We start from the raw sequence: 15,207 nt of genomic DNA on the forward strand, positions 1-15,207 counted from the left end.
CCGATAAAGCGCTATTCAGTCTGCATGGATCGTCGACGCAGAATCCTGATCGTGGGAGGCGGAACGGCCGGATGGCTGACGGCGGCCTATCTGGCCAAGTCGCTGCGCATCGCCGAACAGAGCCATCTGGACATCACCCTGCTGGAGTCGCCCGAAGTCGGCATCATCGGGGTGGGCGAAGCGACCTTCCCGACCATCCGCGCCACCCTCCAGTTCCTGGGCGTCGACGAGGGGCGGTTCATTCGCGAGACCTCGGCCACCTTCAAGCAGGGCATCCGCTTCAACGACTGGGCGTGGGCGCCGAAGGATGATGGTCAGCGCCACCAGTACTTCCATCCGTTCGAGGCGCCGTTCTCGACCGACGGGGCCAGCCTGGCGCCCTACTGGCTGTTGCAGGACGAGGCGACGCGCGCGCCGTTCGCCGAGGCGATGACCATCCAGGCCCGGGTCGCCGAGGCCCAGCGCGCCCCCAAGCGCCCGCACGAGGGCAACTTCTCCGGGCCGCTGAACTACGCCTACCATTTCGACGCCGCCAAGCTGGCCAATGTGCTGGCCGAGCGCGCCCGGGAGCTGGGCGTGCGCCATCTGCAGGGCCTGCTGACCGGCGTGGCGCTGAACGAGGCGGGCGAGATCGCCTCGGTGTCCTGCCAGGCGCACGGAACCCTGGAAGCCGACCTCTATGTCGACTGCACCGGCTTTCACGCCGAGCTGATCGGCCAGGCCCTGAAATCGCCGTTCAAGGGCGTGCGCTCCACCCTGTTCGCCGACCGGGCCCTGGCCTGCAAGATCCCCCATGGCGGACCCGAGACGCCGATCCAGAGCTTCACGGTCTCCACCGCCCACGCGGCGGGCTGGACCTGGGACATCGGGCTGAACGGCGCGCGCGGCGTGGGCTGCGTCTATTCCAGCGATCACATGAACGACGACCAGGCCGAGGCGATCCTGCGCGGCTATGTCGGGGCCGGCGTCGAGATCACGCCACGGTCCCTGTCGTTCGAGGCCGGCTATCGGCAGAAGCAGTGGATCGGCAACTGCGTGGCCGTGGGCCTTTCAGCCGGCTTCCTGGAACCGCTGGAATCCACCGGCGTGGTGCTGATCGAGGCGGCTGTGGCGATCATCGCCGAGCTGTTCCCGCACAATGGCCCGATCGGCGCGCCGGCCCGGCGCTTCAACGAGCTGATGAGCGCGCGCTACGACAACATCATCACCTTCCTGAAGCTGCACTACTGTCTGAGTCAGCGGACCGAGCCCTTCTGGCGCGACAATGTGGATGCGGCCTCGATCCCCGAACGGTTGTCCGACCTGCTGGAGCAGTGGCGCTACCGGCCGCCGGCCCGCTACGACTTCACCCTGGATCTCGAGACCTTCGCCTTCTTCAACTACCAGTACATTCTGTACGGCATGGGCTTCAGAACCGATCTGTCGCCGGGGCGGGCCGAGTTTCCCGATGTGGCGGGGGCCGAGAAGCTGTTCGCCAAGATCCGCGGCTTTGGCGAGCGCGCCACCCACGACCTGCCCAGCCATCGCGACCTGATCGCACAGATCAACCAGTTCGGGTTCGACCGCTCTCTACAGCCCGCCTAGGGCAGACCCCTTTCATTGTCATCCCGGCCGGAAGGTCGCGTAGCGGCCTGTAGAGCCGGGACCGATCCGAAGCGCGGCGCTCAGGCGTCGGTCCCGGCTCTGCGCGCTACGCGCTTGTCCGGGATGACAGTTTTCAAAGCGATCAGGCGGAGGCCTTGGCGGCCGCGCTGTCCAGGCCGTCCAGCTCGCCGGACTCGCGGGCCTTCTTGCCGTAGACGGCCTCAAACAGCGGGCTGGCCATGACCGTGGTGACGATGGCCATCAGCACCAGCATCGAGAACAGGGTCGGGCCGATGATGCCCTTCTGCAGGCCGATATTGATGATGATCAGCTCCATCAGACCGCGCGAGTTCATCAGGGCCCCGATGCCCAGGGCGGTGCGGTTGTCTTCCCCGGCCAGACGGGCGGCGGCGTAGCAGGCCACGCCCTTGGCGACGATCGAGGCCAGCAGGATGCCGATGGCGATCAGCAGCAGTTGCGGCGAGTTGACCATGTCCATCCGGGTGTTGAGCCCCGAATAGGTGAAGAACATCGGCAGCAGCAGGACCACCGCCAGCGGCTCGACCTTCTGCTTCAGCTCCTCGACGAACTTGCCGCGCGGCATGACGGCGCCCAGCATGAAGCCGCCGAAGATGGCGTGGATGCCGACCGCGTCCATCAGGAAGGCCGAGAAACAGAACAGCATCAGGGTGATGGCCAGAATGGGCAGGCTCATCTGGCCTTCACGCTCGACGATACGGCCCAATGGCGCCAGCAGGCGCTTGCCGAAAAAGCCCAGGAACAACGCGTAGGTCAGGCCGCCGCCGATGGCCAGAATCGCCACGCCCGCCCCACCGCCAAAGGTCGCCAGCACCACCGCCAGCACGCACCACGACACAGCGTCGTCGAACGCCCCGGCGGTCAGCGACAGGGTGCCCAGTGAGGTCTTGGCCAGGCCACGCTCATTGATGATGCGGGCCAGCATCGGAAAGGCGGTCAGGGCGATGCAAGCCCCCAGGAACAGGCTGGCGTTGGCCTGCGAAATGCCCGGCGCGAACAGGCCTGGAACCTTCAGCAACAGAGGGGTGATCGCCACCGCGATCAGGAACGGCGCGATGATGCCGGCCAGCGAGACACTGGCGGCGCTCCTGGCCTTGGCCTTGAAGTGATCGGCCTGAAAGCTGGTGCCGACCATGAACATGTAGAGGCCCACGCCCAGCTGGGCGCCGACATACAGGACGTTCTTGGTCTCCTTGGGGAACAACATGCCCTGGAACGCCGGGAACAGCAGGCCCAGCAACGACGGGCCCAGCACGACGCCGGCGATCATCTCGCCCACGACCTGGGGCTGGGCCAGCAGCTTCTGGCCAAGCCAACCGACCACACGGCAGGCCAGCAGGATCACCGCCAGCTGAAGGAAGAAGTGCACGCTGAAATCGGTCGGCGTGTAGCTGTGGGCCGCCGCCAGGGTGGCGGGACCGTTGGGCGAGAGGACCTTTCCCGCAACGCTGATGACGCTGGCCATGATGTCAGACAAGTGTGTTTCCCCCGATCGCGGCTCTTCAGGGCCTGCGTCTTTCGTCAGAGGGGACAGGGTTTCGAAAAACCCGCAAGCCCAGCGCTGTCAATTTTTGATGCCAGGCAGAAGATTGTATTTGCTGGTGAATTTTATGTTGCCTCATGGCAACAAGGTAGTAACGTACCTACAAGACAGCCTTGTCATTTCAGGTATGTAGGCACGTGAAGGTCATCACCAGTCGGGCGTTCAATCAGGATGTCAGCCAGGCCAAGCGGGCCGCGCGAGTCGCGCCGGTGTTCGTCACCGACCGGGGCAAGGCGACCCATGTGCTGATGAGCGTGGAGGCCTATCGCAAGCTGATCGGCCAGACCGAGAGCATCGTCGACCTTCTGGCCCTGCCGGGCCTGGGGCCCGTGGACCTGGAGGCCGCCCGCGCGGCCAATGTCTGGGACGGCCGGAGCGGCGACTGATGTACCTGCTCGACACCGAGGTCGTCTTCGAACTGCGCAACGCCAAGTCCGGAGGCGCGGGCGCCGGCCTGACCGCCTGGGCGACCGGCGTTCAGCGCACCAGCCTGTTCATCTCGGCGATCACCCTGCTGGAACTGGAAGCTGGCGCCGGCCGGACCGAGCGCAATGACAAGGCGGTGGGAACCACTCTGCGCCACTGGCTGGACGCCCAGGTCGGGCCGGCCTTCGAAGGCCGCATCCTGCCGGTCGACGCGGCGGTCGTGCGCCGCCGGGCTCACCTGACCCTGACCGCGACCCGCGACGCCCTGCTGGCCGCCACAGCGCTGGAACACGGCCTGACCCTGGTGACGCGCGACACCGCCGCCTTCAAGGCTGCGCGCGTCAAGCTGCTCAATCCCTGGGACTACACCCCCGAGGCGCCCGACGACGAGGACTGGGGCCAGGCTGCCAGGTCGGGGTCGCTGTGGCTGCGGAACATCTTCGTGCGGGGCTAGCCGCACGCGTCAACCCGCTGTTTCAGGCCGCATCCCGCGTCTGGCCGCGATAGGTGGTCGCCGTCATCGACGGCCGCCGGGCAAAGGCGTCGAACCACGCCGCCAACCTGGGCCGTCCGGCACGGAAGTCGGGCAAGCCCCGGAAATCCAGCCAGTCCAGCGCCGTGGCCAGGGCGATCTGTCCAACGTCGAGCGGACCGTCCAGCGCCTCGCGCTCGGCAAAGTCATAGCCGGCGAGAAGTTTCTCGGTCTGCCCGTCCGCCATCGGCGACCACCGCGTCTCGACGGGACGACGTTGCGTCTCCCAGCGCAGGGTGATGCCGGCGTCGCACAGGCCTTGCGCCAGCGCCTGCAGCCGCAGCACCCGCCAACGCTCTGGGCCGCTGGCCGGAATCAGAGGCGATCCGTCGTGCAGACCGTCCAGGAATTCGCAGATCACCGACGAGTCAAAGAGGGCTAGCCCCTGCTCAAGGATCAAGGCCGGCACCTTGCCCAGCGGATTGGCCGCAAACACCAGGTCGTTGCGCAGGGTCGGGCTGGTCTCCTGATGGATCACGTGCAGACGTCCCGCCAGCCCTGTCTCGTGGGCCAGGACCAGCACCTTGCGGGCATAGGGAGAATGGGTCTGGTAGAGCAATTGCATCGGGATACGCGACCTCGCCGGAAGAAGTGGGCGAGCCAGACCCTATTGCCCGGCGCGCGAAAGGTGGGCTTAGTTTCGCTCGCCTGAACGCAAGTTTGTTTCGTCCGGACGCTGCCTTGCCCGCTCAAAACCTCGACGCCTTCGATCTGGCGATTCTCGACATGCTTCAGCGCGATAACGCGACGCCGCAGCGGACGATCGGCGCGGCGGTCAATCTGTCGGCGCCGGCGGTGCAGCGCCGCATCAGGAAGCTGGAGGCGGCGGGCGTCATCACGGCCAATGTCGCGGTGATCGATCCCCCCAGCGTCGGCCAGGCTGTCACCCTGCTGGTCGAGGTGCATCTGGAGAACGAGCGCCTGGATCTGCTGGACGCCGCCAAGGCCCGCTTCGCCGGCGAGCCCCAGGTGCAGCAGTGCTACTATGTCACCGGCGACGCTGACTTCATGCTGGTGATCACCGTGCCAACCATGGCCGACTACGAAGCCCTCACGCGGCGACTGTTCTTTGACGGCGGCAATGTAAAGCGCTTCCGGACCCTGGTGGTGATGGACCGGGTGAAGGTGGGGTTGGGCGTCGCGCTCAAGATGTAGCGCGACTGCAGACCCGCCTCCGGCGCCGAACTCTATGCCGCCCGATCGCCGATCAGGGCGGCATGCAGATCCGCGATCATGATCGGCTTGGAAATCAGGCCATCCATGCCAACGGCGATATAGCTCGCGATCTGGTGAGGCATGGCGTTAGCCGTCAGCGCCACGATCCGGGTGGGCTTCAAGCCGCGCTCGGCCTCGATGCGCCGGATTTCCCGCGTGGCCTCAACACCGTTGCGCAGGGGCATCTGGATATCCATCAGGATCAGATCCCAGGAGGCCTGACTCCAGGTATCGACCACGGCCTGACCGTCCGCGACAATGACGGGTTCAATGCCCAGCGCGTTGAGCACGGTGCGCACCACGACCTGATTGGCCTCATTGTCCTCGGCGACCAGCACGCGAAGGGCGTCGAGCCGTTCGACGCCCTGCGCCGCCGACATGGCGACCCTGGCCCGCGCGAGCGGCAGGGCGACCGAAAACACGCTGCCGCGACCGACCGTACTCTCCACATCAATGCGGCCGCCCATCAGGTCAGCCAGACTGCGACAGACGGTGAGCCCCAGACCCGCCCCGCCAAAGGCGCGCGTGAGGGTGTCATCGGCCTGGGTGAAGGGTTCGAACAGACGCGGCAGAATCGCTGCCTCGATGCCGATTCCGGTGTCGGTGACCGACAGCAGCAGCTCGTCGCCCCGCGCCGTGGCCTTGACCTCGACCCGCCCCAACGCCGTGAACTTCAGGCCGTTGGAGATCAGATTGTACAGCAACTGATGGATGCGGCGCGGATCACCCATCCAGGTTCCCGCCGCCTCCGCGGAGATCTCGATCTCCAGCGAAAGTCCCTTGTCCTCGGCCATCAGGGTCGCGGTCTCGCAAGCCCCGGCGATGATCACGTCCAGTTCAAAGGCCTTGTGCGCGAGCTGAACGTTTCCCTTGTCGAAATCGGCAAGATCGAGAATTTCGTTCAGCAGGGTCAGCAGCGCATGGCCTGATTTCTCGATCAGCTCGACCCGCTCCCGCTGGACGGGGATCATGGGTTCGCGCAGCAGGGCCTGGCTCATCCCCAGCACGCCATTCAGCGGCGTCCTGAGCTCGTGGCTCATATTGGTCAGGAAGCGTTGCTTGAGACGATTGGCCCCTTCGGCCGCGTCGCGCGCGGCGGTGACCTCCCGCATGGCGCCTTTCAGATCCAGATCGGAGTTTTCGAGGGTGGCCAGCAGCAGATTGAAGCGCTCGGTGAGCTGCCCGACCTCGTCCGAACGCGCCACCGGCAGGCGCACGCTGAAATCCCGCGAGGTCGTCGCGGCGTCCATCGCATCGGCGAGGTCGCGAAGCGGCTCAAGCGCCCGGCGCGTCAGCCGGCGCGCCATCAGGCCCGCGCCGAAAACGGCCAGGGCCGACAACACCAGAGCGATCAGAATATTGAGAAGCCGGGCGTCCAGGAGCTCTCGCCCCTCGACCACCAGGGCGACCGTCCCCACCTGCCGACCGTCGACACGATAGGGCGCGGTCACCTCGAGATCGAGGCCCCGATATCGCACCTCGGTCCTTGAGACCGGTTGAACCTTCGGAGCGTCCATCGCCGCACCGGCCTGGCCGAAATGCATCTCCTGCCCGCCCACAGGCGCATAGCTCGCGGCGATCTTGAGGTGACTGGCGCCGACCAACTCGCGAACGGTGTCGCCTCCCGACAGCTGCGCTCCGCTGGACTGGGCATGGGCGGCCTTGGCCACCGAACTGGCCAGCACCAATGCTTCATCCGCCAAGGCGTCCCGGTCGGCGTTCCAGTTGCGCCATTGATAGACCGTGAAGGCCGCGAACAGAGCCGCGATCGTGGACAGCAACGCCACGCCGACAATACGCGTCTCAAGGCCGCGATCGCGCCCATGCCGCGCGCCCCGTCCTGATAGTTCCATCACGGTCCTTCGCCCCTTCGCGAATTCAAGCGCCAATTTTTGGGCGTTCGCGGAAAACAAGACGTGAAAACAGCGCCCCTGCGACAACAAGCCGCGCCAGCGGCGAATGCCGGATCGTCCCTGGCTCGGAGGACGCCGTCTTCATGTCTAAAGCCGAGCGGCGCCGCTTGCCTCCCCCCGATTCCCGCCCCACCTTCTGCGGATCATGAGCGATCGATCCGCAGGCCTCGCGCCCTCAAAGCTCACCGCGGTCCTGGGGCCGACCAATACCGGCAAGACCCATCTGGCCGTCGAGCGGATGCTGGGTCACGCCTCGGGCATGATCGGCCTGCCGCTGCGCCTGCTGGCGCGCGAGATCTATGATCGGGTCGTCAAGCTGCGCGGCAAGGCCAGCGTCGCCCTGATCACCGGCGAGGAGAAGATCGTCCCGCCGCGCGCCGCCTATTTCGTCTGCACCGTCGAGGCCATGCCGCTGGCCCGCGAGGTCGAATTCCTGGCGATCGACGAGATCCAGCTGTGCGCCGATCCCGAGCGCGGCCACATCTTCACCCACCGCCTGCTGCATGCGCGCGGCAAGTTCGAGACCATGCTGCTCGGAGCTGGCACCATGGCGCCGCTGATCCGCCGGCTGCTGCCTGACGCCGAGATCGTCTCGCGCGAGCGGTTCTCCAACCTGTCCTATGCCGGCTCCAAGAAGCTGACCCGCCTGCCCCGGCGCAGTGCGGTCGTCGCCTTCTCGACCGACGCCGTCTACGGCATCGCCGAGCTGATCCGTCGCCAAAGGGGTGGCGCGGCCGTGGTCATGGGCAGCCTCAGCCCCCGCACCCGCAACGCCCAGGTGGCGCTCTACCAGTCAGGCGAGGTCGACTTCCTGGTGGCCACCGACGCCATCGGCATGGGCCTGAACATGGACGTGGACCATGTAGCCTTCGCCGGACTTCGCAAGTTCGACGGGGTCCGCACCCGCTGGCTGCACGCCCAGGAGGTGGGTCAGATCGCCGGCCGGGCCGGGCGCTACACCCGCGACGGCACCTTCGGCGTCACCGGCGACTGCGAGGAGATGGACGAGGATCTGGTCGAGAGCGTGGTCAACCACCAGTTCGAGCCGATCATCGCCGCGGAATGGCGCAATGCGCGCCTGGATTTCGGCTCGCTGCCGCTGCTGCTGAAGTCGCTGGGCCAGGGACCCGGCCGCGCCGGCCTGACCCTGTCGAACGAGGCCCTGGACGAGCGCACCCTGCGCAAGCTGTCCCAGCAGGACGATGTCATCGCCCGCTGCAAGGCCGACCGCTCGGCCCTGCTGCGCCTGTGGGACGTGTGCCAGACACCGGACTTCCGCAAGACCACAGATGACGATCACCAGCGCATGGTCCGCACCCTGTTCGACGACCTGACCACGGGCAGGAAGCGGCTGCCGGAAGACTGGATCAACGCTCAGTTCAAGGCGCTGGACCGCACCGACGGCGAAATCGACAGCCTGGCTGGTCGCCTGTCGGGCGTGCGCACCCTGTCCTACATCGCCAACCGGCCTGACTGGCTGGCCAATCCCGCCCACTGGCAGGGCATGACCCGGCAGCTGGAAGACCGCATCAGCGACACCCTGCACGAAAAGCTGATGGCCCGGTTCATCGACCGGCGCACCAGCGTGCTGATGCGCCAGCTGGGCGAGCGCGAGGTCATGCTGGCCGGCGTGGGTCAGGATGGGGCGGTCACCGTCGAGGGCCACGTGGTCGGCCATCTGGCCGGCGTCACCTTCACGCCCGAAAAGGGCGCCAGCGCGCTGGAGGAAAAGGCCCTGCGCAACGCGGCGGTCCGCGCGGTCGGGCCCGAGATCGCCCGCCGCCTGGGCGCCCTGTCCGGCGAGCCCGACGACGCCTTCGCGCTCAGTCCCGACAGCGCGATCCTTTGGCGGGGCGAGATCGCCGGGGTGGTGCGCCCCGCCGCGGCTTCAGGAGGCGGCGCCCTGCTGTCACCCCGCGCCAGACTGCTGGGCGAACTGGGTCCCGCCACTGTGCGCGAGCGGGCCGAGCGGCGGCTGGACGCCTTCCTGGTCGCCGAGGTCGATCGCCACTTGGCCCCGCTGCGCAAACTGGAACGCGCCCTGGCCGGATCCGAGCTGCGAGGCCTGCCGCGCGGCCTGGCCCACCGCCTGCTGGAGGCCTGCGGCGTGCTGGACAAACGGCCGCTGGATCCCGAGCTGAAGGCCCTGAGCCAGGCCGAGCGCCGCACGCTGAAATCGTTGGGCGTCCGCATCGGGGCCTTCAGCCTCTACCTGCCCGCCATGCTGCGCCCCGAAGCCATCGCCTGCGCCCGGGCGCTGAGTCCGGGCGGTTGGCGCGGCGACCTGAACAGGCTGGCCGCCCTGCCCTCGCCCACCCCCTCGGCGCGGGAGCTGGCCGCCAGCGGTCTGCGCGTGGTGGCGGGCTTCACGGTTCCGGTCGAGGCGCTTGAACGGCTGGACGACCTGCTGCGGGCCGAGCAACGCCCCGGCGGCGTGGTGTTGACCGAGACTGCGCTGGAGACGCTGGGCTGGACCGCCGCCCAGGCCTCGGCCGTGCTGCGGGCCCTGGACTACACTCCGGCCATCCGGCCCAAGGCCGACGCGTCGATCATCTGGAAGCGGCGCGGCGCCCAGCGCCTGGATCCCAAGCCTGTCGCGGCCAGGCCCGACTCGCCGTTCGCCGCCCTGGCCAAGCTCACCGAGCCCCCGCCTCGCCGCAAGAAGCCCCGCCGGCGGAAGGCCGCTCCGAAAGCCGCCGCCTCGTGAGCGAGGCCGACGACGCCTGCCGCGCCGATGTGTGGCTATGGCGCGCGCGGTTCTTCAAGACCCGGTCGCTGGCCTGCCGCTTTGTCGAGGAAGGCCGCATCCGCCTGACCCGCGGCGGGGTCGAGAGCCGGGTCGACAAGCCGTCGAGAACGCTGAAGAGCGGGGATGTCCTGGTGTTTGGCCTGGGCGGCCGGATCATCGCCGTGCGGGTGCTGGCGTCCGGCGAGCGTCGGGGCCCGGCGAGCGAGGCGCGGGAACTGTATGAGGTGGTTAGCTAGACTCCCCTCCCCCTTGATGGGGGAAGGGCTTACCCTGTGAACCCCGCCAGAAACCCCGGCACGTCCGCCGCCGGCATCGGCCGGCCGAAGTGATAGCCCTGCACCTGGTCGCAACCATAGCTGATCAGTTTTTCCAGCTGGACCTGGTCCTCGACCCCCTCGGCCACGACCTTCATGCCCATCGATGAGCCCAGGGTGATGACCGCCTTCACGATGGCCTCGTCCTCGGTGTTCTGGACGAAGGACTTGTCGATCTTCAGCCGGTCGATCGGGAACTGGCGCAGATTGGCCAGACTGGCATAGCCGGTGCCGAAATCGTCCAGGGCGATCATCACCCCGGCGTCGTGCAGGCGCTTGACGGTCTCGCTGACCATGTCCGAGCCCCAGCCCATATAGACATTCTCGGTCACTTCGATGGTCAGCCGGTCGCAAGGCACATTGGCCCGGGCCAGGCGTTCCTGGATTTCCTCAGCCAGACGACCGCTGCGAAACTGGGCCGCGGAGATGTTGACCGCCACCCGGCCAAAGTCGACGCCGGTCTCGATCCAGTCCCGCATCTGGTTCAGCGCCGCATCGAAGGCCACGTCGCCCAGCTTGAGCGAGAGGTCCTGATCCTCGAACGCCGCCATGAAGCGGGCCGGCGCCAGTATGCCCTGTTCGGGGTGAGCCCAGCGCATCAGGGCCTCAAAACCGGTGACGCCGCCTTCACGCACATCGACCACGGGCTGGTAGAACAGCACGAACTCGCCCGCCGCGATGCCGGCCCGAACGTCGCGGAGCAGCTCGATCCGCCGCTCCAGTTCCGACCGCATCGAGGGCTGGAAGACCACGCTGCGGTTACGACCCGCGTCCTTGGCCCGATAGAGGGCGATGTCGGCGTTCTTGATCATGTGCTCGGGATCGGAGTCGGGATCGCCGTGCAGGGCCGCGCCGATGCTGGCGCTGCAGGTGAAGCTGCGGCCGCCGTGCTCGATCGGACGGCGCAGCAGGTCCTGCAGGGTCTGGATCGGCCGCAGCATGTCGGCCTCGCAGTGCAGGCCACGCAGGATCACGGCAAACTCGTCACCGCCCAGACGCGCCACCGTATCGTGGGCGCGGAAGGCGTGGCGCAGCATGTCGGCCAGCCGCTTGAGCAGGGCGTCGCCCGCGTCGTGGCCCAGGGTGTCGTTGATGTCCTTGAAGTGATCGACGTCGATCATGATCAGGCCGAACATCTCGCCCAGCAGCTCTGAGGCGCTGACCGCCTCCTGGAACCGGTGCTGGAACAGGGCGCGGTTGGGCAGATCCGTCAGGGTGTCCTTGAAGGCCAGGGTCTCGACCGCCTCGGTCTGCCGGCGGCGGTCGGTGATATCCTTGAACAGGTTGACCAGGCGCTCGGGCCGGCCATTGGCGCCGACCAGCATCTTGCTGGCCGAGCGCACCCAGGTCTCCACGCCATCGTCGCGATTGAGGCGGAACTCATAGACCCCGGTCTCGCCCGGCTTGCGCGTGGCGACCAAGGCGGCGATCCGGTCGCGGTCGTCCTGATGGATGATCTCCAGCGGATCGGTCTGGAACCGGCACCACTTCTCCAGGTCAGGCGTCGCGCCCGAGAACAGCACTTCGCGGGTGTTCAGATCGTATTCGCGCACCAGCAGGCCATCGAGCTCCAGCGCCATGCGCAGGCGTTGCTGGTCGCGCTCGGCGCGCAGGGTGGCCTCGGCATAGCCGGTGACGTCGCGGGCGGTGACCATCACCGCATAGGGCTCTTCGCCGTCATCGCGACAGGCGCTGAACTCGGTGCGCCAGATCCGCTGGACGCCGTCGGTGTCGAGGTTCGGTAGGTAGCGCGAGAAGGCCTCGCCCTGTTCGGCGCATTTCATCAGCGCCAGGACGTCCTCCGCCGCCACCAGGGCGCGTCGCGCATCGACACCCAGACGCAGATCGGGCGCCAGGGCATGGGCGGTCCACTCGCGGCTGACGGCGAGCAGACGCAGATCGCGATCCAGCAAGGCCGCCGCGAACGGCAGCTGGAGCACGAATTGCGCGAAGGCCGCGGCGCGTGCGTCGGCCAGGCGCGCCGGCCCGGTCTCGGACTCGGGCGACCGCCTGACCTCCGCAGTCGACTTGATCATTGTGTCGGGTTCTCGACGTTGTTTTCTTTGAGCGTTTCCTCGCTCGAAGACTGGGGTTATTTTGGATAAGAAATCATGAGCGCCCAGATGACCTCTCGTCGCGCCCCCCGATGACAGCGCCGACAGACGCGCGTTCTGGATCTTTCGCGCCCCATCAGGCGCATCTCTGAGGGCGCGGCGAGAATTCCTGTGGCCCCGCGCGAGCAAGCCGCATTGACAAGCGGCCCCGCGCCTTCGAAAACGCCCGCGCCGAACGCCGTCAGCACCAATCGAGTTCTCGATGACCTACATCGTCACCGACGCCTGCATCAAATGTAAGTACATGGACTGCGTCGAGGTGTGCCCGGTCGACTGCTTCTATGAGGGCGAGAACTTCCTGGCCATCAATCCGGACGAATGCATCGACTGCGGCGTCTGCGAACCCGAGTGCCCGGTCGACGCCATCAAGCCCGACACCGAGGACGAGCCCGACGGCAAGTGGCTGCGGATCAATTCCGACTACGCCAAGGTCTGGCCCAACATCACGGTTAAGGGCGAGCCGCCCGCCGATCGCGACGACTTCGAGCGCGAGACCGGCAAGTTCGAGAAATACTTCAGCGAAAAGCCCGGCAAGGGCTCCTGATCGCCCCTCTTAAGGGTCCACACCCGGCCGCAAGCCTTTCATGAGGCTGAATTTTATGATATTGTCGCAGCCAACGTGACGGTTGCGGCAATTCGCGGCTGTCCGTTTTTTGTCGAAGAGCCGTTCAACCGGCGCGCCCGATCGAAGGCGAAGGGTGTCTTAGAGGTTAATTCCAAATCCTGTCCTGGCTTGGCTCCCGCGCCCAGTTCGCGGTCGCCGGGCTGTCTCTAATGGACCGATCTGGAATGGCGGTGTTCCGGGCCCAAGGGCTCGCATTGATGAGGACGAACATGAGCAAGAGCGGTCTGGAATTCTCGGTTGGCGATCACGTCGTCTATCCCGCGCACGGCGTGGGCAGCATCCAGGGCGTCGAGACCCAGGAAGTGGCCGGGATGTCGCTCGAAGTCTACATCATCACCTTCGACCACGAAAAAATGACCCTGCGCGTCCCGACCAAGAAGGCCAAGACCGCCGGTCTGCGCCCGCTGGCCGAAGGCAATGTCGTGTCGCAAGCCCTGACCACCCTGAAGGGCCGCGCCCGCGTCAAGCGCACCATGTGGTCGCGTCGCGCCCAGGAATACGAAGCCAAGATCAATTCGGGCGACCTGATCTCGATCGCCGAGGTCGTCCGCGACCTGCACCGGGCCGACAACCAGCCGGAACAGTCCTATTCGGAGCGTCAGCTCTATGAATCGGCCCTGGACCGCATGGCCCGTGAAGTCGCCGCCATCGAGCGCATCGACCGCGAAGCCGCCATCGGCATCCTGACCAAGTCGCTGGTCAAGGCCACCGCCGCCGCCGCCTGATCGCGGACGCCGCGTCGGAAAATTCCGCGCCCCTCGCCTCGCGGCGGGGGGCGTTTTTATTGGCGTCGACGCCCGCATCAGCGTGGCTTGGCGCCATTGAGACTTCGGCGCGTTGAGGCACGATGCTTATAGACCCCTACATTCTCTTCCTGCTGGGCGTTGGCGTCATCGTGCTTCTGGTGGCCTGGCTACCGTTGGCTCTTCGCAACCTGCCGCTGTCGTTGGCGATCCTGTGCGTCGTAGCGGGTGTCGTCGTATTCCAGACCGGCGCCCTGTCGTTCCGGCCCGACCCCCTGCGGTTCTCCACGCTCACCGAGAAGCTGACGGAACTGGTTGTCGTGGTCTCGTTGATGGGCGCGGGGCTGAAGATTGACCGGCGCATTGGCTGGAAGGCCTGGGGTTCGTCCTGGCGGCTGATCGCCATCACCATGCCGCTGACCATCATCGGCGTAACCCTGATGGGCGTCTACGGCCTGGGCCTCGGCCTGGCCTCGTCCCTGCTGCTGGGCGCGGTGCTGGCGCCCACCGATCCGGTGCTGGCCTCCGATGTCCAGGTGGGGCCCCCGCGGTCGGGAGAAGACGGCGAGGCGCGGTTCGCCCTGACCTCGGAGGCCGGACTCAATGACGGCTTTGCCTTTCCCTTCGTGCATCTGGCCGTCGCCCTGGCCGCGACCGGCGGGGTGCTCAAGCCCGATCTCGTGAGTCACTGGCTGGCGATGGATGTTCTGTGGCGGATCACGGCCGGCATCGCCGTGGGCTGGGTGGTCGGGAAGGGGCTGGGCTGGATCACCTTCAAGGCGCCCCGCGCGCGACTGTCGGGCACGGGCGATGGCCTGGTGGCGCTGGGGGCGACCCTGTTTGCCTATGCCGCGTCCGAGGCGGCGCATGGCTATGGCTTCCTGGCGGTGTTCGTCGCCGCGCTAACCCTGCGCGCGACCGAGCGCGATCACCAGTTTCACGAAGCGATGCACGATTTCGCCGAGCAGGTGGAGCGCCTGCTGATGATGCTGGTGCTGGTCCTGCTGGGCGGAGCCATGGCCAGCGGCCTGCTGGCGTCGCTGACCTGGAAGGACGCGGCCCTGGGCCTGGCGCTGCTGTTCGTGGTGCGTCCGCTGGCCGGTTGGATCGGCCTGATCGGAGCGCCGCACTCGCGTCGCGAGCGGGCGTTCGTCTCGTTCTTCGGCATTCGCGGGATCGGGTCGTTCTACTATCTGGCCTGGGCGCTCAACCACGGTGAGTTCGAAGGCTGGGCGCGCCTGTGGGCGATCACCGGCTTCATCGTCCTGTGCTCGATCCTCATCCACGGGGTCACGGCGACGCCGCTGATGCGCACGATCGACAGATGGCGACGAGGGGCGGGACACACCGACCAGGCCACCAGGGCGGCGATCGGCGACGAGAAGGCCTGAGCCCGGCTCAGTTCACCGC

At 67.0% G+C, this 15,207-nt stretch carries 13 protein-coding genes; 9 read left to right on the forward strand and 4 right to left on the reverse strand.

Annotated elements, in window-relative coordinates:
* Positions 1-24: 24 nt before the first annotated feature.
* Complete coding sequence (locus tag ACW17V_RS16815) at positions 25-1,584, forward strand: tryptophan halogenase family protein (protein ID WP_492106201.1); 1,560 nt, start codon at positions 25-27, stop codon at positions 1,582-1,584.
* Between the two features lie 142 nt (positions 1,585-1,726).
* Here ACW17V_RS16815 and ACW17V_RS16820 read toward each other — a convergent pair whose 3' ends face one another.
* Positions 1,727-3,088: a cation:proton antiporter gene (locus ACW17V_RS16820; protein WP_492108816.1), complete on the reverse strand. Its 1,362-nt coding sequence runs from the start codon at positions 3,086-3,088 to the stop codon at positions 1,727-1,729.
* A gap of 215 nt (positions 3,089-3,303) precedes the next feature.
* Here ACW17V_RS16820 and ACW17V_RS16825 point away from each other — a divergent pair, with 215 nt between their 5' ends.
* Complete coding sequence (locus ACW17V_RS16825) at positions 3,304-3,552, forward strand: type II toxin-antitoxin system Phd/YefM family antitoxin (protein ID WP_492106202.1); 249 nt, start codon at positions 3,304-3,306, stop codon at positions 3,550-3,552.
* A complete protein-coding gene (locus ACW17V_RS16830; RefSeq protein WP_492106203.1) occupies positions 3,552-4,046 on the forward strand; it encodes a type II toxin-antitoxin system VapC family toxin in 495 nt (164 codons plus the stop codon). Before ACW17V_RS16825 ends, ACW17V_RS16830 begins: the two co-directional genes overlap by 1 nt.
* Positions 4,047-4,068: 22 nt before the next feature.
* Here the strand turns inward: ACW17V_RS16830 and ACW17V_RS16835 are convergent, their stop codons facing one another.
* A complete protein-coding gene (locus ACW17V_RS16835) occupies positions 4,069-4,689 on the reverse strand; it encodes a glutathione S-transferase family protein (protein ID WP_492106204.1) in 621 nt (206 codons plus the stop codon).
* Between the two features lie 116 nt (positions 4,690-4,805).
* Between ACW17V_RS16835 and ACW17V_RS16840 the strand changes: the two genes are divergently transcribed.
* Positions 4,806-5,279, forward strand: a complete 474-nt coding sequence (locus ACW17V_RS16840; protein ID WP_492106205.1) for an Lrp/AsnC family transcriptional regulator — start codon at positions 4,806-4,808, stop codon at positions 5,277-5,279.
* A 32-nt stretch (positions 5,280-5,311) separates the two neighbouring features.
* On the opposite strand, the gene ACW17V_RS16845 is transcribed toward ACW17V_RS16840, so the two are convergent.
* Positions 5,312-7,192: an ATP-binding protein gene (locus ACW17V_RS16845; RefSeq protein WP_492108817.1), complete on the reverse strand. Its 1,881-nt coding sequence runs from the start codon at positions 7,190-7,192 to the stop codon at positions 5,312-5,314.
* Between the two features lie 205 nt (positions 7,193-7,397).
* Here ACW17V_RS16845 and ACW17V_RS16850 point away from each other — a divergent pair, with 205 nt between their 5' ends.
* Positions 7,398-9,959 (forward strand): helicase-related protein, encoded by a 2,562-nt coding sequence (locus tag ACW17V_RS16850; protein WP_492106206.1) that lies wholly within the window; start codon positions 7,398-7,400, stop codon positions 9,957-9,959.
* Complete coding sequence (locus ACW17V_RS16855; protein ID WP_492106207.1) at positions 9,956-10,237, forward strand: RNA-binding S4 domain-containing protein; 282 nt, start codon at positions 9,956-9,958, stop codon at positions 10,235-10,237. Before ACW17V_RS16850 ends, ACW17V_RS16855 begins: the two co-directional genes overlap by 4 nt.
* A 29-nt stretch (positions 10,238-10,266) precedes the next feature.
* On the opposite strand, the gene ACW17V_RS16860 is transcribed toward ACW17V_RS16855, so the two are convergent.
* Complete coding sequence (locus ACW17V_RS16860) at positions 10,267-12,351, reverse strand: putative bifunctional diguanylate cyclase/phosphodiesterase (RefSeq protein WP_492106208.1); 2,085 nt, start codon at positions 12,349-12,351, stop codon at positions 10,267-10,269.
* Positions 12,352-12,631: 280 nt separating this feature from the next.
* Between ACW17V_RS16860 and fdxA the strand changes: the two genes are divergently transcribed.
* The 3 genes from fdxA to ACW17V_RS16875 all read left to right on the forward strand — a co-directional run bounded on the left by fdxA (position 12,632) and on the right by ACW17V_RS16875 (position 15,188).
* The gene (gene fdxA / locus ACW17V_RS16865) at positions 12,632-12,973 is read left to right on the forward strand and encodes a ferredoxin FdxA (RefSeq protein WP_062143812.1); all 342 of its coding nucleotides are present in this window, start codon (positions 12,632-12,634) and stop codon (positions 12,971-12,973) included.
* A 290-nt stretch (positions 12,974-13,263) separates the two neighbouring features.
* Positions 13,264-13,779 (forward strand): CarD family transcriptional regulator, encoded by a 516-nt coding sequence (locus tag ACW17V_RS16870; protein WP_492106209.1) that lies wholly within the window; start codon positions 13,264-13,266, stop codon positions 13,777-13,779.
* A gap of 122 nt (positions 13,780-13,901) precedes the next feature.
* On the forward strand, positions 13,902-15,188 hold the full coding sequence (locus tag ACW17V_RS16875) for a cation:proton antiporter (protein WP_492106210.1): 1,287 nt from the start codon (positions 13,902-13,904) through the stop codon (positions 15,186-15,188).
* Positions 15,189-15,207 lie beyond the last annotated feature (19 nt).

This window comes from Caulobacter sp. FV2ye17ST (assembly GCF_058680955.1).